At 63.9% G+C, this 23,639-nt stretch carries 23 protein-coding genes; 6 read left to right on the forward strand and 17 right to left on the reverse strand.

Annotated elements, in window-relative coordinates:
* Nucleotides 1-26: 26 nt before the first annotated feature.
* The 3 genes from BMI85_RS09230 to BMI85_RS09240 are packed head-to-tail and all read right to left on the reverse strand — an operon-like array spanning nucleotide 27 to nucleotide 2,042.
* A complete protein-coding gene (locus BMI85_RS09230) occupies nucleotides 27-407 on the reverse strand; it encodes a GFA family protein (protein ID WP_078600874.1) in 381 nt (126 codons plus the stop codon).
* Between the two features lie 7 nt (nucleotides 408-414).
* Nucleotides 415-867 carry a GAF domain-containing protein gene (locus BMI85_RS09235; RefSeq protein WP_078600876.1) on the reverse strand — a complete coding sequence of 151 codons (453 nt, stop codon included), beginning with the start codon at nucleotides 865-867 and terminating at the stop codon, nucleotides 415-417.
* Nucleotides 864-2,042, reverse strand: a complete 1,179-nt coding sequence (locus BMI85_RS09240; RefSeq protein ID WP_078600879.1) for an acetyl-CoA C-acyltransferase — start codon at nucleotides 2,040-2,042, stop codon at nucleotides 864-866. Before BMI85_RS09240 ends, BMI85_RS09235 begins: the two co-directional genes overlap by 4 nt.
* An 87-nt stretch (nucleotides 2,043-2,129) precedes the next feature.
* Between BMI85_RS09240 and BMI85_RS09245 the strand changes: the two genes are divergently transcribed.
* The gene (locus BMI85_RS09245) at nucleotides 2,130-2,474 is read left to right on the forward strand and encodes an STAS domain-containing protein (RefSeq protein WP_078600881.1); all 345 of its coding nucleotides are present in this window, start codon (nucleotides 2,130-2,132) and stop codon (nucleotides 2,472-2,474) included.
* A complete protein-coding gene (locus tag BMI85_RS09250; protein ID WP_078600884.1) occupies nucleotides 2,467-2,982 on the forward strand; it encodes an ATP-binding protein in 516 nt (171 codons plus the stop codon). The genes BMI85_RS09245 and BMI85_RS09250 overlap by 8 nt, the downstream gene beginning before the upstream one ends.
* Before the next feature lie 43 nt (nucleotides 2,983-3,025).
* On the opposite strand, the gene hspQ is transcribed toward BMI85_RS09250, so the two are convergent.
* On the reverse strand, nucleotides 3,026-3,352 hold the full coding sequence (hspQ, locus tag BMI85_RS09255; protein ID WP_078542537.1) for a heat shock protein HspQ: 327 nt from the start codon (nucleotides 3,350-3,352) through the stop codon (nucleotides 3,026-3,028).
* Between the two features lie 190 nt (nucleotides 3,353-3,542).
* Here hspQ and BMI85_RS09260 point away from each other — a divergent pair, with 190 nt between their 5' ends.
* Nucleotides 3,543-4,121 (forward strand): lytic transglycosylase, encoded by a 579-nt coding sequence (locus BMI85_RS09260; RefSeq protein ID WP_078600886.1) that lies wholly within the window; start codon nucleotides 3,543-3,545, stop codon nucleotides 4,119-4,121.
* Nucleotides 4,122-4,125: 4 nt separating this feature from the next.
* Here the strand turns inward: BMI85_RS09260 and BMI85_RS09265 are convergent, their stop codons facing one another.
* The 4 genes from BMI85_RS09265 to BMI85_RS09280 form a co-directional block, all read right to left on the reverse strand.
* Complete coding sequence (locus tag BMI85_RS09265; protein ID WP_078542610.1) at nucleotides 4,126-4,722, reverse strand: outer membrane lipoprotein carrier protein LolA; 597 nt, start codon at nucleotides 4,720-4,722, stop codon at nucleotides 4,126-4,128.
* A 229-nt stretch (nucleotides 4,723-4,951) separates the two neighbouring features.
* Nucleotides 4,952-8,116 (reverse strand): DNA translocase FtsK, encoded by a 3,165-nt coding sequence (locus BMI85_RS09270; RefSeq protein ID WP_078600888.1) that lies wholly within the window; start codon nucleotides 8,114-8,116, stop codon nucleotides 4,952-4,954.
* Nucleotides 8,117-8,128: 12 nt separating this feature from the next.
* A complete protein-coding gene (locus BMI85_RS09275; RefSeq protein ID WP_078600890.1) occupies nucleotides 8,129-9,307 on the reverse strand; it encodes an aminotransferase class I/II-fold pyridoxal phosphate-dependent enzyme in 1,179 nt (392 codons plus the stop codon).
* Nucleotides 9,308-9,427: 120 nt separating this feature from the next.
* Nucleotides 9,428-10,744 carry an amidase family protein gene (locus BMI85_RS09280; RefSeq protein WP_078600892.1) on the reverse strand — a complete coding sequence of 439 codons (1,317 nt, stop codon included), beginning with the start codon at nucleotides 10,742-10,744 and terminating at the stop codon, nucleotides 9,428-9,430.
* A gap of 82 nt (nucleotides 10,745-10,826) precedes the next feature.
* Between BMI85_RS09280 and BMI85_RS09285 the strand changes: the two genes are divergently transcribed.
* Complete coding sequence (locus BMI85_RS09285) at nucleotides 10,827-12,053, forward strand: FAD-dependent monooxygenase (RefSeq protein ID WP_078600894.1); 1,227 nt, start codon at nucleotides 10,827-10,829, stop codon at nucleotides 12,051-12,053.
* A gap of 10 nt (nucleotides 12,054-12,063) precedes the next feature.
* Here the strand turns inward: BMI85_RS09285 and BMI85_RS09290 are convergent, their stop codons facing one another.
* The 5 genes from BMI85_RS09290 to BMI85_RS09310 all read right to left on the reverse strand — a co-directional run bounded on the left by BMI85_RS09290 (nucleotide 12,064) and on the right by BMI85_RS09310 (nucleotide 16,319).
* On the reverse strand, nucleotides 12,064-12,288 hold the full coding sequence (locus BMI85_RS09290; RefSeq protein ID WP_078521497.1) for a Trm112 family protein: 225 nt from the start codon (nucleotides 12,286-12,288) through the stop codon (nucleotides 12,064-12,066).
* Complete coding sequence (locus tag BMI85_RS09295; protein WP_078571183.1) at nucleotides 12,285-12,923, reverse strand: LON peptidase substrate-binding domain-containing protein; 639 nt, start codon at nucleotides 12,921-12,923, stop codon at nucleotides 12,285-12,287. The genes BMI85_RS09290 and BMI85_RS09295 overlap by 4 nt, the downstream gene beginning before the upstream one ends.
* Nucleotides 12,924-12,950: 27 nt before the next feature.
* On the reverse strand, nucleotides 12,951-13,868 hold the full coding sequence (locus BMI85_RS09300) for a co-chaperone YbbN (RefSeq protein WP_078600896.1): 918 nt from the start codon (nucleotides 13,866-13,868) through the stop codon (nucleotides 12,951-12,953).
* A 96-nt stretch (nucleotides 13,869-13,964) separates the two neighbouring features.
* Complete coding sequence (locus BMI85_RS09305) at nucleotides 13,965-14,753, reverse strand: exodeoxyribonuclease III (protein ID WP_078601131.1); 789 nt, start codon at nucleotides 14,751-14,753, stop codon at nucleotides 13,965-13,967.
* Nucleotides 14,754-14,882: 129 nt separating this feature from the next.
* Nucleotides 14,883-16,319 (reverse strand): aldehyde dehydrogenase family protein, encoded by a 1,437-nt coding sequence (locus BMI85_RS09310; protein ID WP_078600898.1) that lies wholly within the window; start codon nucleotides 16,317-16,319, stop codon nucleotides 14,883-14,885.
* 179 nt (nucleotides 16,320-16,498) lie between these two features.
* Here BMI85_RS09310 and BMI85_RS09315 point away from each other — a divergent pair, with 179 nt between their 5' ends.
* Complete coding sequence (locus BMI85_RS09315; RefSeq protein ID WP_078521505.1) at nucleotides 16,499-17,152, forward strand: peroxiredoxin; 654 nt, start codon at nucleotides 16,499-16,501, stop codon at nucleotides 17,150-17,152.
* Nucleotides 17,153-17,291: 139 nt separating this feature from the next.
* On the opposite strand, the gene pnp is transcribed toward BMI85_RS09315, so the two are convergent.
* A complete protein-coding gene (gene pnp / locus BMI85_RS09320; RefSeq protein WP_078542526.1) occupies nucleotides 17,292-19,436 on the reverse strand; it encodes a polyribonucleotide nucleotidyltransferase in 2,145 nt (714 codons plus the stop codon).
* A 264-nt stretch (nucleotides 19,437-19,700) separates the two neighbouring features.
* Between pnp and BMI85_RS09325 the strand changes: the two genes are divergently transcribed.
* A complete protein-coding gene (locus BMI85_RS09325; protein WP_078601133.1) occupies nucleotides 19,701-20,384 on the forward strand; it encodes an NYN domain-containing protein in 684 nt (227 codons plus the stop codon).
* A 61-nt stretch (nucleotides 20,385-20,445) separates the two neighbouring features.
* On the opposite strand, the gene putP is transcribed toward BMI85_RS09325, so the two are convergent.
* The 3 genes from putP to BMI85_RS09340 form a co-directional block, all read right to left on the reverse strand.
* Complete coding sequence (gene putP, locus BMI85_RS09330; protein WP_078600900.1) at nucleotides 20,446-21,891, reverse strand: sodium/proline symporter PutP; 1,446 nt, start codon at nucleotides 21,889-21,891, stop codon at nucleotides 20,446-20,448.
* A gap of 254 nt (nucleotides 21,892-22,145) precedes the next feature.
* Nucleotides 22,146-22,415 carry a 30S ribosomal protein S15 gene (gene rpsO / locus BMI85_RS09335; RefSeq protein WP_075776826.1) on the reverse strand — a complete coding sequence of 90 codons (270 nt, stop codon included), beginning with the start codon at nucleotides 22,413-22,415 and terminating at the stop codon, nucleotides 22,146-22,148.
* A gap of 125 nt (nucleotides 22,416-22,540) precedes the next feature.
* Nucleotides 22,541-23,563, reverse strand: a complete 1,023-nt coding sequence (locus BMI85_RS09340) for a calcium-binding protein (protein WP_078600902.1) — start codon at nucleotides 23,561-23,563, stop codon at nucleotides 22,541-22,543.
* Between the last annotated feature and the right edge of the window lie 76 nt (nucleotides 23,564-23,639).

Raw genomic sequence — 23,639 nt, forward strand, 5'->3', positions numbered from 1 at the left:
CACTGCGCCGCCTGTCGGGTCAAGCCTCAGGGCGATTGCGGCGGCCCCGGCTCGATTTCGTAGTAATCGCCCTTATCGGCCACGAAGATATGCTCCGCCATCGAAAGCCCCGTCGGCAGGTTGAGCGTGCCCGCCGCGATCGAGATGCGCCCCTCCCCGTCCAGCCGCCAGAACACGGAGCTGCCGCAGACCGCGCAAAAGCCCCGCTCCGCCGTCTCTGACGAACGATACCAGCGCAGCCCGTCGCGGTTGATCAGCACAAGCTGATGGTCATCGATCTGCGAGGAGGCCCAGATATGGCCGGAGGTCTTGCGGCACTGGGAGCAATGGCAGGCCACCACAGGCCGCATGTCGCCCTCGACCTCGTAGCTGACCGCCCCGCAAAGGCACGCGCCGGTATGTTTCATGGCTTCCTCACAAATGTCCGAACACGTCTTTCAGGATTGCTTCCAGCGCCGCGGCATCCTCTTCGGTGAAGGCATCCGGCTGGTCGCTGTCGATATCGAGCACCGCGATGATACCACACTGCGCATGGACCGGGATCACCAGTTCCGAGCGGGTGGAGCTGGCGCAGGCGATATGACCGGGGAAGGCCTCGACGTCGGGCACCAGTTGGGTAGCTCCCTCGCGGGCAGCCGCCCCGCAGACCCCGCGCGAAAACGGGATCACGAGGCAGCCATGCCCACCCTGATAGGGGCCGATCTTCAGCAGTTCCGGCTCGGTGACCCGGTAGAACCCGGTCCAGTCGAAGCGGTCATCCGCATGATGGATTTCGCAGGCCAGCGTCGCCATCAACGCGACCTCGTCGGTCTCGCCTTCGGTCAGCGCGGCGATGCGTTTCGCCAGATCGTCGTAATCCACGCTCATACCCGTTCGATCGCGATGGCCGTGCCCTCGCCCCCACCGATACAGATCGCGGCCACGCCGCGCTTGAGATCGGCCTTTTCCAGCGCATTGAGCAGCGTCACGATGATCCGCGCGCCCGACGCCCCGATCGGATGGCCAAGCGCACAGGCGCCGCCATTCACATTCACCTTGTCATGCGAAATGCCCAGCTTATGCATGAAGGCCATCGGCACGACCGCGAAGGCCTCGTTGACCTCCCACAGATCGACGTCATCGACCGTCCAGCCGAGCTTCTTCAGCAGCTTCTCCGCCGCCGGAACCGGCGCCGTCGGGAAATCGGCGGGCGCCTGCGCATGGCTCGCATGGCCCAGAATGCGGGCGCGGATCGGCAGGCCCTCGGCCTTCGCCGCAGCCTCCGAGGCCAGCACCAGCGCAGCCGCCCCGTCCGAGATCGAGGACGAATTCGCCGCCGTCACCGTGCCGTCCTTGCGGAAGGCGGGCTTGAGATGCGGGATCTTGTCGGGGCGCGCATTGCCCGGCTGCTCGTCGATCGCGACCACGGTCTCGCCCTTACGGGTTTTCACGGTCACCGGCGCGATCTCGTCGGCGAAGGCCCCGGATTTCTCCGCTGCAACGGCCCGGTTCAGCGACGCCATCGCGTAATCGTCCTGCGCCTCACGCGTGAACTGGATCGCCTGCGCGCAATCCTCGGCAAAGGTCCCCATCAGACGCCCCTTGTCATAGGCGTCCTCCAGCCCGTCGAGGAACATATGATCGAGCGCCTGAGCATGCCCGAGCCGCGCCCCTGCGCGCATCTTCGGCAGCATGTAGGGCGCGTTGGTCATGCTCTCCATGCCGCCCGCGACCATCACCCCGGTCTGGCCGAGCGCGATCTGGTCATAGGCCACCATCGCCGCTTTCATGCCCGAGCCACACATCTTGTTCAGCGTCGTCGCGGGCACCTCTTCGCCAAGACCCGCCGCGAAGCCTGCCTGCCGTGCGGGCGCCTGCCCCTGACCTGCGGGCAGCACGCAGCCCATCAGCACTTCCTCGATCCGCGCAGGCGCAACGCCCGCACCTTCCATCGCCGCCTTGATGGCGGCCCCACCCAGTTCCGACGCAGGCACAGCTGCAAACACGCCCTGCATTCCGCCCATCGGCGTGCGCGAGGCTCCGACGATCACCACGTTTTCCATGATACCCTCCAAAATTCTGTCCCACGGATACCGAATGGTAAGCATTGCCGTCTAGCCTTCCCGTCAGATCAACCGTGGGAGTCGGACATGAACCTCACTGCCGAAGCGCTGGAAGGCGCGCTTGTCGTCCATCTGGCCGAGGCGCGGCTGGATGCTGCCATCGCGATCCGGTTCAAGGAAAGAATGCGCGATGTGACCGTGCAACCGGCGGCGCGGGTGCTGCTGGACCTCTCCAGGGTGGAGTTTCTCGACAGTTCCGGGCTGGGTGCGGTGGTGGCGGTGATGAAATCGCTCGCGCCAAACCGACAGCTGGAGCTTTGCGGGCTGACGCCGAATGTCGCGAAGGTGTTCCGCCTGACCCGCATGGATTCGGTGCTGCCGATCCACGCCGACCTCGAAGCCGCGCTGGGGGAGGGCCGGAAATATGCGTGAGCGTGTGAGACCGAAATCGCCGCCCAGCACCCCGCGCCCAAGCCCGCACCCGCAGCAGGCGGAAGTGCGGGTCTTCAACCTCAGCTTCGCGGCGACACCGATCGCGGTGCGCGACGCGCTGCGGGCCGCCGTGGCGCGTTTCATCCGTCTGATGACCGAGGAAGAGGCCGGGACGCTCGAATTGATTCTCGCGGAAATCCTCAACAACATCGTCGAGCATGGCTACGGCGATAGCGGCAAAGGCACGATCTCGCTCTCCATCGCGCGCGACAGAAAGGGGCTCACCTGCTCGGTCAGCGACGATGGGGTCGCGCTGCCTCCGGCCTGCCTCGACCTGGAAGACCGCGACCCGGAGCGGCCCGACCCGACCAGCCTGCCCGAAGGCGGTTTCGGCTGGTTCCTGATCCGCGATCTTGCGACCGATCTGGGATACCACCGCGAGGAGGGGCGCAATCTACTCGCCTTCCGCATGCCGCTAGACCCGATCGAGATGCGACAGGCGGGATAAGCCCCCTGCCCGACTTGTGGCTTTGCGCCATGCCCGGCGCGGTTCAGTTCAGTTGGAATTGCAGCTGATACGACCCGTTACCGAATTCGCCGAAGAGGTCCTCGAGATCGGGATGGCTTACCGGCTCGCCGGAGAAATCCGCGACGAGGTTCTGCTCGGACACATAGGCCACGTAATAGCTTTCGTCGTTCTCGGCGAGCAGGTGGTAATAGGGCTGATCCTTGGACGGGCGCGATTCCTCGGGGATCGCGTCATACCATTCCTGCGAGTTGGAGAAGATCGCATCGACATCGAACACCACCCCGCGGAACGGGTGGTTGCGATGCCGCACCACTTGGCCGATGTGATATTTCGCGTGCGTGGTATGCATATCTATCCTCATACCTTAATTCTAAATCGTGAAACCGCTCAGGTCCACGTTTTCGCCTCATTTCCGCCGGAAACAGATTGTCCGATTCGTCGCGACAGTCCGCTGATCCTGTGCGTTTCCCGGTTTTCGAACGGGCCAATTACGCATAGACTGACAAAAAACAAGGCCGTCAGAGCAAAGAAGAGCAGCTATGAAGAAATACCTCGCCCTCGGCGTAGTGCTTGCGGTGGCCGCCTGCGGAGGCGGACCGTCCAAGCCCCCGCGCAATCTTGATGACGCCTGCGCGATCATCAAAGAACGCCCGCAATACTTCAACGCCATGCGCCGGACGGAGGCCCGCTGGGGCGTGCCGGTCGCCGTGCAGATGGCCACGATCCACCAGGAAAGCAAGTTCGACGGCAATGCGAAGACGCCGCAGCGCTTCGCGCTCGGGATCATCCCGCTTGGCCGCCAGAGCTCCGCCTATGGCTACAGCCAGGCCCTGGACGGCACCTGGGACGAGTATCGCGAAGACACCCATCGCTTCGGCGCAAGGCGCAACCGCATCGCCGACGCCACCGATTTCATGGGTTGGTACATGGACGGCACGCAGAAGAAGCTTGGCATCTCCAAGGCCGACGCGCGCAACCAGTATCTGGCCTATCACGAAGGGCGCGGCGGCTACTCGCGCGGGTCACACCGGTCGAAATCCTGGCTTCTCGCCGTGGCCGACCGCGTCGCATCCCGCGCGCAGATGTACGAAATCCAACTGCAATCCTGCCGGCGCTGAGAAATCAGCGCCGCTGGGCCAATGCCTGATCGATGGAGAACATCGACGTGGCGAAGTTGCCGCCCTTTTGCAGGTTGTTCAGGATCGTCGTGGTCTTCTCGCCCGACTGGTTGGTGATCACCCATTGGCGCAGCTCGACCGGCCCGTCGGTGAAGACCAGCTGAATATTCCCGTATTCGGGATGCTGCGGATCCTGTGCGGTCACGATCGTCTTCGGCCCGTCCGTCGTGTAGCCCACGACCATACCGTTGCGGTTCAGGTCGATATTGCGCCCGAGGATCAGGTTCAGCGGCGTCTTCACCAGCGGATATTGCTCCGGCGGCTGGTTCGATTTCGGATCGAACACCGCGACCCGGTTGGCCGAGGCCAGCACCAGCGTCTTGTCGTTATTGTACTGGAAGCGCGCCCGACCAGGCCGCTTGATGAACAGCTTGCCGGTCGAGATAGACCCGTCCGAATTGACCTGCGTGAAATCCGCCGAGGCGGAGGTCAGCGAGTTCAGATAGGACGATATCTGATTCAGCGAGACTTTCCCGGCCGAAGCCGGAAGGGCGAGCGCCAGCGTGAAGATCGCGGCGAGCAGGATGCGGATCTGTTTCATGACCATAGATTTAGGCACTCCTTGCGAAAGCGGAAGTCCCGCCGTAACGCGCCAATCGCGCTGCGGGTCCGTCTTGAGCGCATTTGCGCCTAACAGGGGATGTCATTCAATAACAGCGCCCCCGTATCCGATCACTGCGCCCGGCGGTCGTCCCGAGTAAGAGCCCCCTAAAATGCAAAGCGCCCCGAGGTCTCCCCCGGGGCGCGTCGAATTTCTGACTGTGACCGGCTTACTGCTGCTCGGGCACGAGGATTTCGCGCTTCCCGACATGGTTGGCCGAGGACACGATGCCCTGATCTTCCATCTGCTCCACGAGGCGCGCGGCCTTGTTATAGCCGATGCCCAGCTTGCGCTGGATATAGGAGGTCGAGCATTTGCGATCCTTTATCACGATGCCCACCGCCTGATCGTAGAGCGCATCCTCGCCGCCGGTATTGCCGCCGGTGTTGAGGCCGAGCACCGCGTCGATATCGCTCGCTGTGTCGTCATCGGGGCCTTCGACCACGCCCGACATGTATTCCGGCGGACCGAAGCTCTTGAGGTGGTTGACGATTTCCTCGACTTCCTCGTCGGACACGAAGGGCCCGTGGCAACGGGTGATTTTGCCGCCCCCCGCCATGTAGAGCATGTCGCCCATGCCCAGAAGCTGCTCGGCGCCCTGCTCGCCCAGAATGGTCCGCGAGTCGATCTTCGAGGTAACCTGGAAGGAGATCCGGGTCGGGAAGTTCGCCTTGATCGTGCCGGTGATGACATCGACCGAGGGGCGCTGCGTGGCCATGATCAGGTGGATCCCCGAGGCCCGCGCCATCTGCGCCAGACGCTGAATGCAGGCTTCGATCTCCTTGCCCGCGACCATCATCAGGTCGGCCATCTCGTCGACGATGACGACGATATAGGGGAAGGGCTCGGGCTGGAATTCATCCGTCTCGAAGATCGGCTCGCCGGTTTCCTCGTCGAAGCCGGTCTGCACGGTCCGCTTGAACATCTCGCCCTTGTCGAGGCTTTCCTTCACGCGCCCGTTGTAGCCCTCGATGTTCCGCACGCCCATCTTGGACATCTTGCGGTAACGCTCTTCCATCTCCGAGACGACCCATTTCAGGGCGACGACCGCCTTCTTCGGGTCGGTCACAACCGGCGACAGCAGATGCGGAATGCCGTCATAGACGGAGAGTTCGAGCATCTTCGGGTCGATCATGATCAAGCGGCACTCTTCCGGCGTCAGGCGGTAGAGCAGCGACAGGATCATCGTGTTGATCGCCACCGATTTACCCGAGCCGGTCGTCCCCGCGATCAGCAGGTGAGGCATCTTGGCGAGGTTGGTGACGATCGGCTCGCCGCCGATGGTCTTGCCCAGAGCCAGCGGCAGCTTGATGTTCTTGTCGTCGAAATCGCGCGCCGAGAGGATCTCGCGCAGCACGACCTTCTCGCGGTGATCGTTGGGCAGTTCGATGCCGATCACCGAGCGGCCCGGCACGGTCGAAACGCGCGCCGACAGCGCCGACATCGAGCGGGCGATATCGTCGGCCAGACCGATCACACGGCTGGCTTTCAGACCCGGCGCGGGCTCGAGCTCATACATCGTGACGACGGGGCCGGGGCGGACCGAGACGATCTCGCCCTTCACGCCGTAATCGTCGAGCACGGTCTCGAGCATCCGCGCGTTCTCTTCCAACGCCTCGTCGGAAAGCTGGTGACGCTGGATCGTCGTGGGGTTGGTCAGCAGCGACAGCGGCGGCATCTCGAAGGGCGCGGTTTTCGGCTTCTCGAAAGCCATCTTCGGCTGCGCCTCTTCGATCGCACGACGCGAGGGGGCTGCGGGTTTCGCCGCAGGCTGCACGACGCGCTTCGGCTCGGGCTGCTTGATGACCTGACGGTCGAGACCACGCGCGGAGGCCGGGATCTCCGGCACGACGTCTTCCTCGATCCATTGCGCAGCGCCCGACTCGTCGAAGGAGTGCGGCTCGCCTGCGTAGAAATGCTCGGTGCGCATGTCGCGGGGATCGGCCTCGAAGCCTTCGTAATCCGGGTGGGTCCAGTCGCGGCTGTCATCGTCCGTGTAGTCATAACCCTGCGCGACCTGCTCAGCCGCCGTCATCTGCGGCTCGTCGGCACCGGCATAGGCCATTTCGGGCGCATGCTCGGCGGCAGCGGCAGGTGCGCCAAAGCCCGGCATGAAGCGCGGTTTGGCCTTGAGCGGCGGCTCGGCGCGCAGTTGCGGCTCGGCCCGCAGCGGCGGTTCCTGATGCACGACCTGCGGCTGACGCGGCGCGCGCGCGAGGCGCTTGGCGACGGCCGCCAGCACCGAGGCCGAAGGACGCGGCGGCTCCGGCTCGGGGTCGGCGAAGGTCTCGGGCATATCGTGATGCAGCGGAGCCTCGGGCTCGGGCGCGTAATCGGTCACGATCGGCGCCGACTTGCGGTTCTGCACCGCCTGGCTGATCCGGGCGCGAATGCGGTCCTCGGTCGGCGCCGCAGGCTGCGGCTGGTCGTCCCAATAGGGCTCGGTCTCGAACAGTTCGGGCGAGGCATCATAGGGATCGTAATCGGGTTCCACCGGGCGACGGATGCGCGACAGGAAGGACGGGCGTGCCGCCGGTGCCGCTTCGACCTCGGGCGCCCAGTCATGTGCGGCATAGGCCTGCTGCTCTTCCCAAGCTGCCAGCTCTGCGGCGCGTTCGGCCGCTTCGGCGCGGCGCTGACGCGCACGCTCTGCGGCCGAGCGAGCCCCCGTGACCGAGGCCGACGCCCCACGGCCCAGAATGTTCATCGCGCCGACATAGATCGCGACCGTGCCCAGCCACATGAAGCGCGTGATCGCCTGCAGCTCGGGCTTGGTGAAGCCGAGAACGAAGGTCGCCATGGCCAGCATTGCCGCGGCGAGGACCAGCGACAGAAGCTTCAGACCGACCACGCCCGAGATCGGAACGATCCCCAGCATCGCGCCCGCGATCATGTCGCCGAAATGCCCGCCGAGGCCAAAGGCCTGACCCCATTGGTCGCCCGGCACCAGAAGGGCTGCGTAAACGGCGGCGACGGCCACGGCGATCGGGAAGAAGATCATCCTCGATACGAGGCGCTCCTCGCCGCGATGGGTGATCATGCGCAGGCCCCAGGCCACCAGCGCCGCGGGCAGCAGCCACGCGCCATGCCCGACGATCACGAAGAGCGGCGAGGCGATCCCGGCACCGATCCGGCCCAGCCAGTTCTGCACCGGTTCATCCGAGGACGCCATCCAGCTTGGATCTTCGGGGTGATAGGAGAACAGCATCATCGCGGCGAGCAGGCCGAAGACGACCAGCAGCCCCCCCACCAATTCCTTGCCACGCCGTTCCAGAACGGCTTGCGTGTCCTGATCGAAAAGCGGATCGCGCTGTCGAACCTGATAAGATGCCATAACCTACCGTCCTCAACCGTATAGGCAGTCACGGAGCTGCATCAGCCCGCGCTGCGTTTCTGCTTTTGGAGCGACCAGAGCCACTCTGATATATTTCTGGCCGGGGTTTTCCCCGTTCACCTCGCGCGCGAGATAGGCGCCCGGCAGCACGCGAATGCCGGTCTCTGTCCAAAGCTTGAGCGCCGCCGCCTCCCCGTCTTCGACGGGAAGCCAGAGGAAGAAGCCGCCCTGCGGCAGCTGGAAGCCATCGACGCCGTCGAAGATCTGTCCCGCGATCTCGTATTTCTCGGCGTAGAGGCGACGATTTTCCGTGACATGGGCCTCATCCGCCCAAGCGCGCTCGGCCACGCGCTGCAGCGGCTGCGGCAGCGGCGCGCCGGCATAGGCGCGCAGGCGACGGATATGTTTGATGCTTTGCGGCCCGGCGGCGAGGAAGCCCGAGCGCAGACCCGGCAGGTTCGACCGCTTCGACAGCGAATGGAAGATCACCACGCGCTCGGGGTCGATGCCCTCCTCGGCGGCGACCTGTGCCGCACCGGGCGGCGGGGCCTCGCGCCAGATCTCGGAATAGCACTCGTCGGCGAAAACGATGAAATCGTGCTTCTCGGCCAGATGCAGCAGATCGGCCAGATAATCGCGGCTCGCGACTGCACCCTGCGGGTTCGAGGGCGAGCACAGATAGGCCACGGTGATGCGGTCCAGCACCTCGGGCGCAAGTGCCGAATAATTAGGCAAAAACCCCGTATCAGCGCCTGCAGGCACGAAAATCGGCTCCGCGCCGACCGCTGCCGCCGCCACCGCGTAGACCTGATAGAACGGGTTCGGGATCGCGATCACGGGCGTTTTGCCGCGTTTCGTCTCGGGCGAAAGCGCCATCGCGGCGTTGTAGAGACCCTCGCGGGTGCCGTTGAGCGCCATGATCCGCTCGGGTCCGATCTCGACCGAATAGCGCCGTTTCAGCCAGCCAGAGATCGCGTCCAGCAATTCGGGCGTGCCGTCATTGGCGGGATATTTCCCAAACTCTCCAAGGCTTTGCGCGATCACATCGCCGACGAACTCGGGCATGGGATGGCGCGGCTCACCGATGGACATAGCCAAGACGTCGCCGCCCGGTTCATGCGAATCGAGCAGCGCGCGCAAACGCGGAAATGCGTATTCGGGCAGGTTCGAAAACCGCTCGGGAAAGTCCATCTGTGCCTCATCGAATGGGGTCTATGTCGCCCCTTATTGCCGACGAGGTTACAAAAGCTCCGCCGTTTCGTCCAGAAAAAGACAAGCTCCAGAGCGGGTTGACCACAAGAAATGTGGTTTTCAGGCCAGCGACGATTCGGCGGCCATGCCCAAACGCAGCAACCGATCCTCCGTCATCGGCGGCGCCATCAGCGAAATCCCGCAGCTTGGGATGCCCGTCGGAAGGTTGAGCGCGCATAGCCCCAACACGTTGCCGATCCGGGTGTTGCGCAGCGCGAGCACGTTCTCTTCCTGGAAATAGGCCTTGTCGCTGAGAAGGCGGCGGACATCGGGCGGCAGGATCGGCGAGGTCGGCACCAGAACGGCATCATATTCCGCGGTCGCCTCCAGATAGGCGGCGCGATAGCCCGCCAGTTCATGCCAGCCTTTCGCGTAATCCGAGGCCAGCGCGTCGCGCCCGCTGCGGAACCGTTCGAGGATCGCCGCGAACATCTTCTCGGGCGCGGCTTCGATCTCGTGCTTCCATTCGCCATAGGCTTCGGGGGCGAAGAGAACACCGGAAAGGTCCATCGCCGGGCGCACCATCGGCAGGCCCCGGCGCTCGATCACCGCGCCCGCCTTGGCGAAGACCTCGACGGCCCGCTCGAAGCCCTGCACCGGCTTTTCGCGGGTGCCCTCAAAGGGCAGCCCTTCCAGCACCAGCAGCCGTTTGCCCTTGAGGCTCGCGTCACGCAGATCGGGCGCGCTGCGCCCTTCGAGCAGCGCAAAGACATGCGCGGCATCCTCGACATTGCGCGTGATCGGCCCGACCGTGTCGAAGGTCCGGCACAGCGGCACGACACCTTTCGTCGTGATCCGGCCATGCGTCGTCTTGAGCCCCACGAGATCGTTCCACGCCGCCGGAATACGCACCGAGCCGCCCGTGTCCGAGCCAATCGCCGCCGCCGCCAAGCCGCGTGCCACCGACAGCGCCGCACCCGAGGACGAACCGCCCGGCGCGAGTTCGGGATCATGAATATTCGGCGGCGTCGCCGTCATCGGGTTCACGCCAAGCCCGGAGAAGGCCAGCTCGGTCATGTGCGTTTTGCCCAGACAGACCGAGCCGCCCAGCGTGGCTTCGGTCAGCACATCCGCATCGCGCTCGGGCACGCGCCCGGCCAGCAGCCGCGAGCCCGCCTCGGTCGCGACCCCGGCGGTGTCGTAGAGATCCTTCCAAGACAGCGCGACCCCGTCGAGCATCCCGCGTCTGGTTCCCTGCTTGGCGCGTTGATGCGCGGCCATCGCCTCGTCGCGCGCCCGCTGCGGCGTGAGACGCGCATAGATGTCCTCCGAGGCTTCAGCCGCCTCCAGATAGGCCTCGGTCTGCTCCACCGGATCGAGCTGACCGGCGGCAATCGCCCGCCCCTGTTCCGCAGCCCCTGCCAACCGCCATTCCATGCCCGCCTCCTTCGTTCTTTCCGCCACGCTAGCGACAGTCCCGCGCATGGACAATCCCGCTTCCAGCGCCATAGTAAGCGCCATGAAACACGATTCAGACGTCATCATCGCGGGCGGCGGGCTCAACGGCCCCGCCTTGGCGCTTGCACTGGCCTCCGCCGGCCTTTCCGTGACCCTTGTCGACGCCGCTCCGGCGCGCCAACGTGCGACCGACACGTTCGACGGCCGCGCCTATGCGCTGGCGATCGCGTCGCAGAAACTGCTGCGCGCGATCGGCGTCTGGGACGGTCTGGCCGATCAGGCGCAGCCGATGATGGAAGTAAAAGCCGCCGACGGTCACGCAGGCGAAGGTGCGGCCCCTTTCTTCCTGCATTTCGACGCGCGCGAGCTGGATCAGGCGCCGGTCGGCTACATGCTGGAGGACCGCTACCTCTATCGCGCCTTCCTCGATGCGATGGAGGCGAGCGACAAGATCACGCTGCTGCACGAGACGCAGGTGACAGGGCAGCAGGTCGTGCCGGGCGGCGTAGAAGTGAGCCTGTCCACCGGCAAGACCCTGACCGCGAAGCTGCTGATCGGGGCCGATGGTCGCCGCTCAGGCGTGGCAGAACGCGCCGGGATCACCCGCGAGGGCTGGGGCTACGGCCAGACTGCGCTGGTCGCGGCGGTCGAGCACGAGAAGCCCCATAACGGCATCGCGCAGCAGTTCTTCATGCCGACCGGGCCGCTGGCGATCCTGCCGCTGAAGGGCAACCGGTCGTCGATCGTCTGGAGCGAGACCGAAGAAAACGCGAAGACAATCTCGGCGCTGGATGACGAGGATTTCCTCGCCGTGCTGCGCCCGCGCTTCGGGGATTTCCTGGGCGAGATCAAACTGGCCGGGCCGCGCTTCTCCTACCCGCTGAACCTGACGCTTGCGAAAGCCTATGTCGCGCCGCGCGTGGCGCTGGTGGGCGATGCGGCGCATGGCGTGCATCCGATCGCCGGGCAAGGTCTGAACCTCGGGCTGCGCGATGTGGCGGCGCTGGCGGAGATCGTCGTGGAAGCGATGCGCCGCGGCGAGGATATCGGCGCCGAGGACGTGCTGGAGCGCTATCAGGGCTGGCGGCGCTTCGACTCGACCTCGCTCGCGCTCGGCATGGATACCGTGAACAAGCTGTTCTCGAACGACAATCCGCTGCTGAAAGCGGGGCGCGATCTGGGGATGGGTCTGGTGCAGGCGATCCCGGGGCTGCGGCGCGGATTCATGCAGCAAGCGGCGGGCCTGTCAGGCTCCCTGCCCCGCCTGTTACAGGGCCGCGCGCTGTAAGCGACGCGCCTTACTCGTCGATCCGGCGAGCCTCGTCTGCCAGCAGGATCGGAATGCCGCCTCGGATCGGGAAGGCCAGCTTCGCGGGCTGCGAAACCAGCTCCTGCTTCTCGGCATCGTATTTCAGCACCGCATGGGTCAGAGGGCACACGAGCGCCTCCAGCATGTGCCGGTCGAACAGCGGCTTCTCGCGAGCCGTCTCGGGCGCCGGTGCGCTCTCAGTCTCGTCGCTCATTGCAACCGCTCCTCTCCGCCGCCATGCAGCGCATATTCGATCAGGGTCACCAAGGTCTCGCGCCGGGTGGCCAGACAGGGCGCCTCCAGCAGCGCCTGCTTATCCTCCGGCTCCAGCGGCAACAGCATCCCGAGCGAGTTGATCAGCAACTCGTCATCGGCATCTTTCAAGGTTTCCCAATCGGTATCCAGCCCCTGCGCATGGAAAAACTTCGCCAGCAGGTCGAGAAACTCGTCGCGGTCGAAGCCGTTGTCATGCTCGGCCGCACCAAGATCCCGCTCGAACCCGGCCCAGCTGACCTCGGCGCGAATATAGGGGGTGAAGCCCTCGATCTGTTTCACGATGCGATAGCGCGAGATCCCCGACAGGGTGATCATGTAGCGCCCGTCCTCGGTCTCAGAGAACCCGGTCAGACGGCCCGCGCAGCCGATCGCGTTGAGGTGGTTTTGCCCCTCCGGCCCCTTGATCGGCTGGATCATCCCGATCAGCCGAGACTTGGTCTTCATGCAATCTTCGATCATCTGCAGATAGCGCGGCTCGAAGATATGCAGCGGAAGCCGCGCCCGGGGCAGCAGCAGCGCACCGGGCAGCGGAAAAAGCGGAAGGATTTCGGGCAAGTCGCCTTTCTTCATCATGCGGATGAAACTAGCGCGCCCATGCCCTCAGGCAAATATCATCGACGACAGACGACGGCGGCCTTTCGCCACGATCGGATCGTTCGGCTTGAGCGCGTCGAAAATGGTGAAAAGCTGCGTCTTCGCGGCCTCGTTGTCCCATTCGCGATCGCGGCGGAACAACTCGAGCAGCTGGTCCACGGCTTCCTCGGCATTGCCGGCCGCATAAAGCGCCTGCGCATAGTCGAAGCGCTCCTGATGATCGTCGGGATTGGCCTCGACCTTGGCTTTGAGATCGTCGAGCGGCCCCGCCGATTGCGCCTGTTTCGCCAGATCGAGCTGCGCGCGCGCAGCCTCCACCGGGGCGCTGTCGGACAGTTTCGGGGGCACAGCCGCCAAAGCCGCGCCTGCCGCGTCCAGTTGATCCAGCGCGATGCGCGCGCGGATCAGGCCGCCATGGGCCTCCGCCAGCTCGCCATCTTCTTCGAGGATCGCTGCGAAGGTCTCCGCAGCGTCTTCCGCCGCGCCTTCGGCCAGCATCGCTTCCGCCGCCTCGACCGCGTCGCCCAGACCGTTGCCGGCCTCACCGCCGGACGCTTCGATCAGCTTGGCCACGAAGCTCTTGATCTCGGAAGGCGGCAGCGCGCCCTGGAAACCGTCGATCGGCTGGCCCTGCCAGAAGGCGTAGACTGTCGGGATCGACTGCACCCGCATCTGGCCTGCGATCATCTGGTTTTCGTCGACATTGACCTTGGCCATCACGACCGCGCCTTTCGCAGCTTCGACCTCGGCCTCCAGCGCCGGGCCGAGCTGCTTGCACGGGCCGCACCACGGCGCCCAGAAGTCGACGATGACCGGCACGGTCTGCGATTTCTCGATCACCTCGGCCATGAAGTTGGCTTCGGTCACGTCCTTGACGTATTCGCTCTTGCCTGCGGCCTTGGCGCCGCCACCCAGTTCCAGCATGTCCGTCTCCCGAAATTGCGGAGGATTTGCTTTCCTATATGGCCTCGGATGGGCCGAACGCAAACCCGTTTGACCGCGGCGCGCTGCCGCAAGCGATTACAGATCGAAGGTCGCAAAAACCGGCGCGTGATCGGAGGGCTTCTCCCAACCGCGCGCAGCCCGCAGCACACGACTGCCATGGGCCGCGTTCGAAATATCCGGCGTCGCCCAGATGTGATCGAGCCTGCGCCCCTTGTCGGCGGCATCCCAGTCGCGCGCCCGATAGGACCACCACGAATACAAAAGCCCCTCGGGAATGTCCTGCCGGGTGATGTCCACCCATTTGCCCGCTTCCATCGTGTCGTGCAGATGCTCGACCTCGATCGGCGTGTGGCTGACGATCTTCAGAAGCTGCTTGTGGCTCCAGACGTCATCCTCGCGCGGAGCAATATTCAGATCGCCCACGAGGATCGATTTCTGCGGCGTTTCCGCTTTGAAGTAATCGCGCATCTGAGTGAGGTAATCGAGCTTCTGCCCGAACTTCTCATTCACCTCGCGGTCCGGCACGTCGCCGCCTGCGGGGACATAGAAGTTGTGGATCGTCACGCCATTCTCGAGCGTGCCCGCGACGTGACGCGCATGGCCGAGATCGGCGAAATCATGGGCGCAGTTCTCTTCCATCGGGATTTTCGAGAAGATCGCGACGCCGTTATAGCCCTTCTGGCCGCGCGCAACCATGTGGGTGTAGCCGAGCTCTTTGAATCCCTCGAGCGGGATCTTCTCGACGGGGCTCTTGCACTCCTGCAGGCAGAGCACGTCGGGCGCCTCTTCCTCCATCAGCTTGCGCACCAGCCCCTCGCGCAGCCGCACCGAGTTGATGTTCCAGGTCGCCAGCGTGAAGCTCATCTCATTCTCCCGTTCCAAAAGCCGCGCGATCATGTCGAAGGGCGGCCGCTTGCGCAACCGCCCCTCTTCGCTCTTTCAAAATATCCCGGGGTGAATTGGCCGATAGGCCAAGAGGGGCAGCGCCCCCTTTTACTCCGCCCAGCCCGAGATCGACTTCACGTCGCAGAATTCCTCGATGCCCCAGCGGCCACCCTCGCGCGCCCGGCCAGAGGAACCCACGCCGCCGAACGGCGCGCCTGCGCCTCGGTCCTGGCCGTTCATCTCGACCATCCCCGAGCGCAGCTGCCGCGCCAGACGGTTGCGCCGCGCGCCATCGCCCGATTGCAGGTAATTGGTCAGACCATAAGGCGTAGCATTGGCCACTTCGATTGCCTGCTCTTCGCTGTCAAACGGCATGATCGACAGGACGGGGCCGAAGATTTCCTCGTTCATGATCGTCATCGAGGGATCGCAATCGGCAAAGACCGTCGGACGGACATAGAAGCCGCGATTGAGATGCTCGGGCCGTCCGGGACCACCCGCGACGAGCTTCGCACCTTCCGCGATGCCTGTCTCGATCAGGCCCTGGATCTTGTCGAACTGCGCTTTGTTCACGACCGGCCCGATATGCTTGCCTTCCTCGCGCGGGCTGGCCACCTGCGTCGCCTCGGCGGTCTGGCGCGCGATTTCCACGGCCTTGTCATAGGCCGAACGCTCGACCAGCATCCGCGTCGGCGCGTTGCAGCTTTGGCCCGAGTTCTGGAAGCAGTGCTTTACGCCGCGCGCCACCGCATCTTCATCCGCATCGGCGAAGATCAGGTTGGCGCCCTTGCCGCCCAGCTCCAGCGTCACCCGCTTGAGCGTATCGGCCGCCGCCTTCGAGATGGCCTTGCCGGCCCGGGTCGAGCCGGTGAAGGAAATCATCTCGACATCGGGATGGGTCGAAAGCTGCGTGCCGACGCCAACGCCGTCACCGTTCACGAGGTTGAACACGCCCTTGGGCAGACCCGCCGCGTCGAGGATTTCCGCAAACAGCAGCGAGGACAGCGGCGCTTCCTCGGACGGTTTCAGCACCATCGTGCAGCCTGCGAGGATCGCCGGGATCACCTTAAGCGTCACCTGATTCATCGGCCAGTTCCACGGCGTGATCAGACCGACGACGCCCACGGCCTCATAAGCGATCATCGCGCCCGGCGTGCCGTCGCCCAGAGGATGCACCCAGTCGAACGCTTTCGCCGCGTCGATGAAGTTCTTGATGTGATAGGCGCCCGCGCCCCACTGGTTCTTGCGCGCCAGATCGATCGGCGCGCCCATCTCGAGGCTCATCGCCTGCGCCATGTCCTCGGCGCGCTCGGCATAGACCTTCGCGATCCGCTCGACCGCCGCGATCCGCTCTGCCGGGTCCGTGGCCTTCCAGCCGGGCAGCGCGGCCTTCGCCGCGGCGACCGCCGCATCCGTATCGGCTTGGTCACCCAGCGAGATCACCGCGCAGGGATCCTCAGTGGACGGGTCGATCACCTCGTACTCGCGCGCCGCCTTGGGAGCGACCCACGCCCCGTCGATGTAGAAATTCCGTTTCTCGATCATATCAGCCTCCGGCACACAGATGTTGCGCGCGAGCGTTTCACCACTCCCCGTCCTGCGCAAGGCCTGACGAAAGGTCGCAGGCTCCGAGTTTAAAAAGGTTCTAAACTGGCTGGAACGGACCCCGGCGAGGGCTTATATCCCGGAAAGACGTGATTTTACGCAAACACAGGAGGTTTTTCATGGGCCTGCGTATCAATGACACCGCTCCCGATTTCACCGCCGACTCGACCGCTGGCGAGATCAAGTTCCACGACTGGATCGGCGACAGCTACGCCATCCTGTTCTCGCACCCGAAAGACTTCACCCCGGTTTGCACCACCGAATTCGGCGCCGTGGCGCAGCTCGCCCCCGAGTTCGAGAAGCGCAACACCAAGGTCATGGGTGTCTCGGTCGATAGCGTCGAAGAGCACGTGAAGTGGAAATCGGACATCGAGCAGGTCGCCGGCGCGCCCGCGAACTTCCCGATCATCGACGACACCTCGCTGAACGTGTCGAAGCTCTATGACATGCTGCCCGCCGATGCCTACATGCCCGACGGTCGCACCGCCGCGGATTCGGCCTCCGTGCGCACCGTCTTCATCATCGGCCCGGACAAGAAAGTCCGCCTGACCATGTCCTATCCGATGTCGGTCGGCCGCAACTTCGCCGAGATCATCCGCGCGCTGGACGCCGTTCAGGCGACCGACGGCAAGCCCTTCGCGACCCCCGCGAACTGGGTGCCGGGTCAGGACGTGATCGTCGCGCTCTCGGTCTCGACCGACGAGGCGAAAGAGAAGTTCGGCGAAGTCGACGTCAAGCTGCCCTACCTGCGCACCGTCAAGTCGCAGGGCTGAGCCCAGCTTACCCGTTTACGAGAGAGCCCCGGCAGCGTCCGGGGCTTTTTCATATCCGCGCGCCCCACCCGAAGCGCAAGAAGCAAAAGGCCCCGGATCGCTCCGGGGCCTTTCTCAATCTTCCAGCGGATCAAACCGATCAGTCGGCTTTCTCTTCACGCTTTTCCGGCGCGATTTCTTCGCCGGTTTCCTGATCGACCATCTTCATGCCAAGGCGCACCTTGCCGCGATCGTCGAAGCCCAGAAGTTTCACCTTCACTTCCTGACCTTCCTTGAGCAGATCGCTCGGGTGGTTCAGGCGCTTGTTGGCGATCTGGGACACGTGGACGAGACCGTCACGCTTGCCGAAGAAGTTCACGAAGGCGCCGAAATCGACGAGCTTCACGACCTTGCCGGTGTAGATCTGGCCCTCTTCGGGCTCAGCCACGATGGCGTGGATCATGTCATGCGCTTTCTTGATGGCCTCGGCATTGGCCGAAGCAATCTTGATCACGCCGTCGTCGTTGATGTCGACCTTGGCACCCGAAACTTCCACGATCTCGCGGATGACCTTGCCGCCCGAACCGATCACTTCACGGATCTTGTCGGTGGGAACGGTCATCGTCTCGATGCGCGGAGCGTGGGCGGAGAATTCCGTGCGGCCCGCGGAGAGCGCCTTGTTCATCTCGCCGAGGATGTGCATGCGGCCAGCGCGTGCCTGCTCCAGAGCTTTCTCCATGATCTCGGCGGTGATGCCGGCGACCTTGATGTCCATCTGCAGCGAGGTGATGCCCTCTTCGGTGCCTGCGACCTTGAAGTCCATGTCGCCGAGGTGATCCTCGTCGCCAAGGATGTCGGTCAGAACGGCCCAGGAGCCATCCTCTTCCAGCACCAGACCCATCGCGACACCCGCCACGGCCGATTTCAGCGGAACGCCCGCATCCATCATTGCCAGCGAGCCACCACAGACCGACGCCATCGAGGACGAGCCGTTGGACTCGGTGATCTCGGAGACGAGGCGGATCGTGTAGGGGAAGTCGGTCGCAGCCGGGAGAACCGCCTGCAGCGCGCGCCATGCGAGCTTGCCGTGGCCGATCTCGCGACGACCGGGCGAACCGACGCGGCCCACTTCGCCGACCGAGTAGGGCGGGAAGTTGTAGTGCAGCAGGAAGTTCGAGCGCGAGTTGCCATGCAGCGCGTCGATGATCTGCTCATCGTCGCCGGTGCCCAGCGTGGTCACGACCAGCGCCTGCGTCTCGCCGCGGGTGAACAGCGACGAACCGTGGGTGCGCGGCAGCAGACCGGTTTCCGCCACGATCGGGCGAACCTCGTCCAGCGCACGACCGTCGATGCGGCGACCGTTCTTCACGACGTCACCACGCAGAACAGCCGATTCCAGCTTCTTCATCGCGGTGCCGAGGGTCGGATCTTCGAGCTGCTCTTCGGTGAGCTGCGCTTTGATCTCTTCCTTGGCGGCGTTGACGGCGGCGACGCGCTCTTGCTTGTCCGAGATCGCGTAAGCGGCACGCATCTTCTCTTCGCCCAGACCTTTGACGGTCTCGAGCATCGCCGAGTAGTCCGGCGCTTTGAAGTCGAAGGGCTCTTTCGCGGCGGCTTCGGCGAGATCGATGATCATGTCGATCACCGGCTGCATCGCGTCATGGCCGAACTTGACCGCGCCCAGCATCTCGGCTTCGGACAGCTCGTAAGCTTCCGATTCCACCATCATCACGGCGTCCTTGGTGCCCGCGACGACGAGGTCCAGACGCTGCTCGGGGTTCTCCCGCAGCTTCTGCATGTCGTCGACTTCGGGGTTCAGGATGTATTCGCCATCCGAGAAACCGACGCGCGCAGCGGCGATCGGGCCCATGAACGGCACGCCCGAGATCGTCAGCGCGGCCGAAGCGGCGATCATCGCGACGATGTCGGGCTCGTTGACGAGGTCATGCGACAGCACGGTGCACATCACGAGCACTTCATGCTTGAAGCCTTCCACGAAGAGCGGACGGCACGGGCGGTCGATCAGGCGCGAGGTGAGCGTCTCTTTTTCGGACGGACGAGCCTCACGCTTGAAGAAGCCGCCCGGCACTTTACCGGCGGCATAGTATTTCTCTTGGTAATGAACCGTGAGCGGGAAGAAGTCCTGGCCCGGCTTCGGTTCCTTGGCAAAGGTCACGTTGGCCATGACGGAGGTTTCGCCCAGAGTGGCGATGACCGAACCGTCAGCCTGACGGGCAACCTTGCCGGTTTCCAGCGTGAGCTCTTCTTCGCCCCACTGGATGGATTTTTTCACAACATTGAACATTCAGCGTATCCTGTCTGGGAGCTCTCACGGGCGTATCCCGTGTCTCCCGATTTGAATGGCGGCCCCATTGCCGCCGCCCCCTTATCCTGTTGCACGCGCCCGGGGGCTCGAGGCGTCACGTCTCAGATGGGCCTGCCAATACAGGAAATGAAGGGGTTTGGGAAGCGAAGAGTCCTTAGGGAAAGAAACGGCCAACGCCCAATTCTGGCCAGATTGGCGCGCCATCCTCAGCCGGTAGTTATTAACATTGATTATTGTGACCCCATGAACAAACCCACCGCCCTTTTCATCGACGGCGAGAATATCTCCGCCACTTTTGCTTCCCAGATCCTCAAGTTCGCGCCAGGCGCTTTCATCCGGCGTGCCTACGGTGATGTTGCGCAGATTAGATCGTGGGGCGACAGCCCTTCGATCCGGCTGGTGCATTCCGGAAGCGGCAAGAACGCAGGAGACGTGTTGCTCGCCCTCGACGCACTCGAGCTCGCTTTGGAACGACGCGCCGAACGGTTCGTCATCGCAAGCTCCGATGGTGACTTCACCCACCTCGCGACCAGGCTCCGCGAAAAAGGGATGGAAGTGCTCGGCGTCGGACAGGAGAAAGCGCCGAAGGCATTTCGTGAAAGCTGTTCAGTGTTTCATCTGCTGAAGTCAAAAACGACCGCAGCTCCGGCACGACCGCCAGCAGTCAAGAAATCTGCCAGTCTCGATGAAAAAATTCGCGCAGCGATCGAGGCACACAGCAAGGACGGCGCTGGAGTGCCCCTCGCGGAACTGGCGACGATCATGAAGAAAGACCACGGGGTCTTGATCGGGAACTTGCCAGATAAAAAGTGGCGCCCCTATTTTTCGAACCGTCCGAACCTCTTCGCGCTTGATCCAAAGGGGCCCAAGGCACGCGTGCGATGCCGTCCTAATGGATTTTCTCAACTTTCCGCCGCAGCGAAATAGCCAGAATGCAAAACGCCCGCCCCTTTCGGGACGGGCGCAATGATGCTCGTAAGCTCTTCGATCATTCGATCGGACGGAACTCGCCTCTGTCTTCGGACGCTAGGCTCACCACCACGATGGCGATGAAGGCCGCGATGAAGCCCGGGATGATCTCGTAGAGGAACGAGCCCCAACCCAGCGAAATCCAGACGATCACGGTCAGCGCACCGACGACGAGGCCAGCCACGCCGCCCAGACCCGTCATCCGCTTCCAGGTCAGCGACAGGATGATCAGCGGACCGAAAGCGGCACCGAAACCGGCCCATGCGTTCGACACGAGGCCGAGCACTTTGCTGTCGGGGTTCGACGCGATGATGATCGCCGCGATCCCCACTGCCAGCACGGCAAGACGGCCGACATTCACCAACGTGCGGTCCGAGGCGTCCTTGTTGAAGACGATCTTGTAGAAGTCTTCGGTCAGCGACGAGGACGACACCAGAAGCTGGCTCGACACGGTCGACATGATCGCTGCCAGAAGCGCAGCATAGAGGAAGCCGGTCACCAGCGGATGGAACAGCAGGTTCGACAGGATGATGAAGATCGTCTCCGGATCCTGCACGTCGAGCCCGTTACGCTGCGCATAGGCGCGGCCGAAGATACCGACCGAGATCGCGCCGATCAGCGAGATCGCCATCCAGCCCATACCGATATTCCGCGCTTTCGGCACATCGGCGACCGAGCGCACGGCCATGAAGCGCACGATGATATGCGGCTGGCCGAAATAGCCCAGACCCCAGGCGACCGCCGAGAGCCAGCCCGCGAAGGTCAGCCCGTTCGTCATCGACAGGAAATTCGGGTCGATATTGCTCAGCCGGCTCGCAGCCGCGTCCACCCCGTCGCCCTGACCGGTCGTGAGGATCACGATCGGCATGATGACGAGCGCGAGCATCATGATGCAGCCCTGCACGAAATCGGTGAGCGACACGGCGAGGAAGCCGCCGATCACGGTGTAGACCAGAACGACACCCAGCGTCAGGATCACACCGGTCATGTAGCTGCCACCGAAGGCGCTGGCGAAGAGCTTGCCGCCGCCGACGAGGCCCGACGCGGTGTAGACCGCGAAGAACACCACGATGATCACCGCCGAAACCATCCGCAGCAATGTCGCGTGGCTCGGGAAGCGATTGGCGAGGAAGCCGGGGATGGTCAGAGCGTTGTCATAGCGCTCGGTCTGCTCGCGCAGGCGCGGCGCCACGACGATCCAGTTCACGAAAGCGCCGACGAAAAGGCCGATGCCGATCCAGCTTTGCGTCAGGCCCGACACGAAGAGCGCGCCCGGCAGGCCAAGAAGCAGCCAGCCCGACATGTCCGATGCGCCTGCCGACAGGGCGGCAACCGCGGGCGGCAGGTTACGTCCGCCCAGCATATATTCCTCGGAACTCGACGTGGACTTCCGCCACGCATAGACCCCGATGGCCAGCATCAGCACGAAATACAGTGCCAAGCTGATCCAGACTCCGATCTGCATATCTCAATCCTCCCTGTTAACGCACCTGCAAGGTAGGGCAGGTGCTCGCGTTTTCCCGTTTGGAGCGGACGATACAGGAGGACAAGAAGTCGAACCGACCAAAGTTTTTTAGCGGGAAGACCATTCACCCAAAAGTTTTAAATTTTGCAGGCAGAAGGGCTGTTATTGCCAATTTGCGCAATTCAGTCGGAATAGTGCAAATGAAAACGCCCGCACCAAAGGCACGGGCGTTTCGAATTCCAATCCGAGGCGGATTAGCGGCGCAGGCCGAGACGCTCGATCAGCGACTGGTAACGTGCGACGTCTTTCGCCTTCAGGTAGTCGAGCAGCTTGCGGCGCTGCGCGACGAGCATCAGAAGACCACGACGCGAGTGGTTGTCTTTCTTGTGCTCCTTGAAGTGCTCGGTCAGGTTCGCGATGCGCTTGGTCAGAACTGCGACCTGAACTTCCGGGGAACCGGTGTCACCTTCTTTGGTGCCGTATTCCTTGATAAGCGCGTTCTTGTCTTCGACAGTGATCGACATCGGGATCTCCTTACATTGAGGGTTCGGGCGCAAGCCGGGATGTCGTCCAGCAAGGTCCATAGACTGCCCCTTTCGGAACAGATGCGCGCGTATAGACGCGAATCGTCTTGTTGAAAAGCCTTATTTCAAAGCGCTATGGCCTGCTGCGCCGCGAATTGCGCGGGCGTGAGCAGCGCCACGTCCTGCGCGTTCAGCCCCGCCGCGTCCAGCACCTCGGCCAGCCGGATGCCGTCGAGCAGGATCCACGCCGCACCGGGATGCGCCTCGGAAGGCTCGATACTGATCTGCGGCGTGGCGGTGCCCTGCGGATCGTAGATGACCGCCAGCCGGTCCTGCCCGGCCGTGTAATCTGCGATTGTCGCAGGGGCGTTCGGATCGATCCAATCGCCCAGCGCGAAGCTATCGCCCCCTTCGCCGCCATGCAGCCAATCGCCCGAGCCGCCTAGCAGCACGTCCTCCCCTGCCCCGCCATTGAGCGTATCGGCATCGGCCGCCCCCGCATCGCGCGTCTCCGGCGTGACGCCGAACAGCACATCGTTCCCGGCATCGCCGTTCAGCTCGTCGCGCCCGGCATCCCCGCTCAGCACATCCGCGCCTTCGGCCCCGATTAGCGTGTCGTCGTCGGCGCCGCCCGCGAGCATATCGTCGCCCGCGCCCCCGATCAGCGTGTCCTCCCCGGCCTCGCCAAAGAGCCGATCCGATCCGAACTCGCCGGATAGGAGATCCGCCTCCATGCCGCCGACGAGTTCATCCTCGCCGTCGCCGCCGATCAGCGTGTCGGTCCCCGCATCGCCCCAGAGCGTATCGTTGCCGGACGCACCGAGGATCTGGTCGTCGCCGTCCCCGCCCCAAAGGCTGTCATCGCCATCATAGCCGTTGATCTGATCGTCACCCGCCTCCCCGGCGATCGCATCGTCGGACGCATCGCCCCAAGTGATGTCATCGCCCGGCCCCGGCTCGGACGCTGCGAGCGGCTCGGGTGCGATTTCTCCAGCACTGACCTCGGCCAGCAGAGAGACCTCCCCAGCCTCGGCATCAGCGGTCTCGAGATCGTCCGGCGTCTCCTCCTCGGGTTCGGAGGAAGCCACCATGAGACCCGCCGTGGCGCCCGCCATCAGCAGGCCCAGAACACCCGACAGAAACAACATCTCTCTCACCCCCGTGAAGATGCGAGAAATCTACCGCTGCCGGCGCGGATACCCTAGGAAACAAGCGTTAAATGCT

Source organism: Thioclava sp. DLFJ4-1 (assembly GCF_002020145.1).
In the GTDB taxonomy this organism is placed as follows: domain Bacteria; phylum Pseudomonadota; class Alphaproteobacteria; order Rhodobacterales; family Rhodobacteraceae; genus Thioclava; species Thioclava sediminum.

Coding starts and splice junctions, on each gene's coding strand:
- BMI85_RS09250 (WP_078600884.1), top strand. CDS start 2,467: ATGCGTGAGCGTGTGAGACCGAAATCGCCGCCCAGCACCCCGCGCCCA.
- BMI85_RS09265 (WP_078542610.1), bottom strand. CDS start 4,722: ATGAAACAGATCCGCATCCTGCTCGCCGCGATCTTCACGCTGGCGCTC.
- hspQ (WP_078542537.1), bottom strand. CDS start 3,352: ATGCATACCACGCACGCGAAATATCACATCGGCCAAGTGGTGCGGCAT.
- BMI85_RS09235 (WP_078600876.1), bottom strand. CDS start 867: ATGAGCGTGGATTACGACGATCTGGCGAAACGCATCGCCGCGCTGACC.
- pnp (WP_078542526.1), bottom strand. CDS start 19,436: ATGTTCAATGTTGTGAAAAAATCCATCCAGTGGGGCGAAGAAGAGCTC.
- BMI85_RS09340 (WP_078600902.1), bottom strand. CDS start 23,563: ATGTTGTTTCTGTCGGGTGTTCTGGGCCTGCTGATGGCGGGCGCCACG.
- BMI85_RS09230 (WP_078600874.1), bottom strand. CDS start 407: ATGAAACATACCGGCGCGTGCCTTTGCGGGGCGGTCAGCTACGAGGTC.
- BMI85_RS09305 (WP_078601131.1), bottom strand. CDS start 14,753: ATGAGCTTCACGCTGGCGACCTGGAACATCAACTCGGTGCGGCTGCGC.
- BMI85_RS09295 (WP_078571183.1), bottom strand. CDS start 12,923: ATGATGAAGAAAGGCGACTTGCCCGAAATCCTTCCGCTTTTTCCGCTG.
- BMI85_RS09290 (WP_078521497.1), bottom strand. CDS start 12,288: ATGAGCGACGAGACTGAGAGCGCACCGGCGCCCGAGACGGCTCGCGAG.
- BMI85_RS09245 (WP_078600881.1), top strand. CDS start 2,130: ATGAACCTCACTGCCGAAGCGCTGGAAGGCGCGCTTGTCGTCCATCTG.
- BMI85_RS09275 (WP_078600890.1), bottom strand. CDS start 9,307: ATGGACTTTCCCGAGCGGTTTTCGAACCTGCCCGAATACGCATTTCCG.
- putP (WP_078600900.1), bottom strand. CDS start 21,891: ATGCAGATCGGAGTCTGGATCAGCTTGGCACTGTATTTCGTGCTGATG.
- BMI85_RS09240 (WP_078600879.1), bottom strand. CDS start 2,042: ATGGAAAACGTGGTGATCGTCGGAGCCTCGCGCACGCCGATGGGCGGA.
- rpsO (WP_075776826.1), bottom strand. CDS start 22,415: ATGTCGATCACTGTCGAAGACAAGAACGCGCTTATCAAGGAATACGGC.
- BMI85_RS09285 (WP_078600894.1), top strand. CDS start 10,827: ATGAAACACGATTCAGACGTCATCATCGCGGGCGGCGGGCTCAACGGC.
- BMI85_RS09325 (WP_078601133.1), top strand. CDS start 19,701: ATGAACAAACCCACCGCCCTTTTCATCGACGGCGAGAATATCTCCGCC.
- BMI85_RS09315 (WP_078521505.1), top strand. CDS start 16,499: ATGGGCCTGCGTATCAATGACACCGCTCCCGATTTCACCGCCGACTCG.
- BMI85_RS09270 (WP_078600888.1), bottom strand. CDS start 8,116: ATGGCATCTTATCAGGTTCGACAGCGCGATCCGCTTTTCGATCAGGAC.
- BMI85_RS09310 (WP_078600898.1), bottom strand. CDS start 16,319: ATGATCGAGAAACGGAATTTCTACATCGACGGGGCGTGGGTCGCTCCC.
- BMI85_RS09260 (WP_078600886.1), top strand. CDS start 3,543: ATGAAGAAATACCTCGCCCTCGGCGTAGTGCTTGCGGTGGCCGCCTGC.
- BMI85_RS09300 (WP_078600896.1), bottom strand. CDS start 13,868: ATGCTGGAACTGGGTGGCGGCGCCAAGGCCGCAGGCAAGAGCGAATAC.
- BMI85_RS09280 (WP_078600892.1), bottom strand. CDS start 10,744: ATGGAATGGCGGTTGGCAGGGGCTGCGGAACAGGGGCGGGCGATTGCC.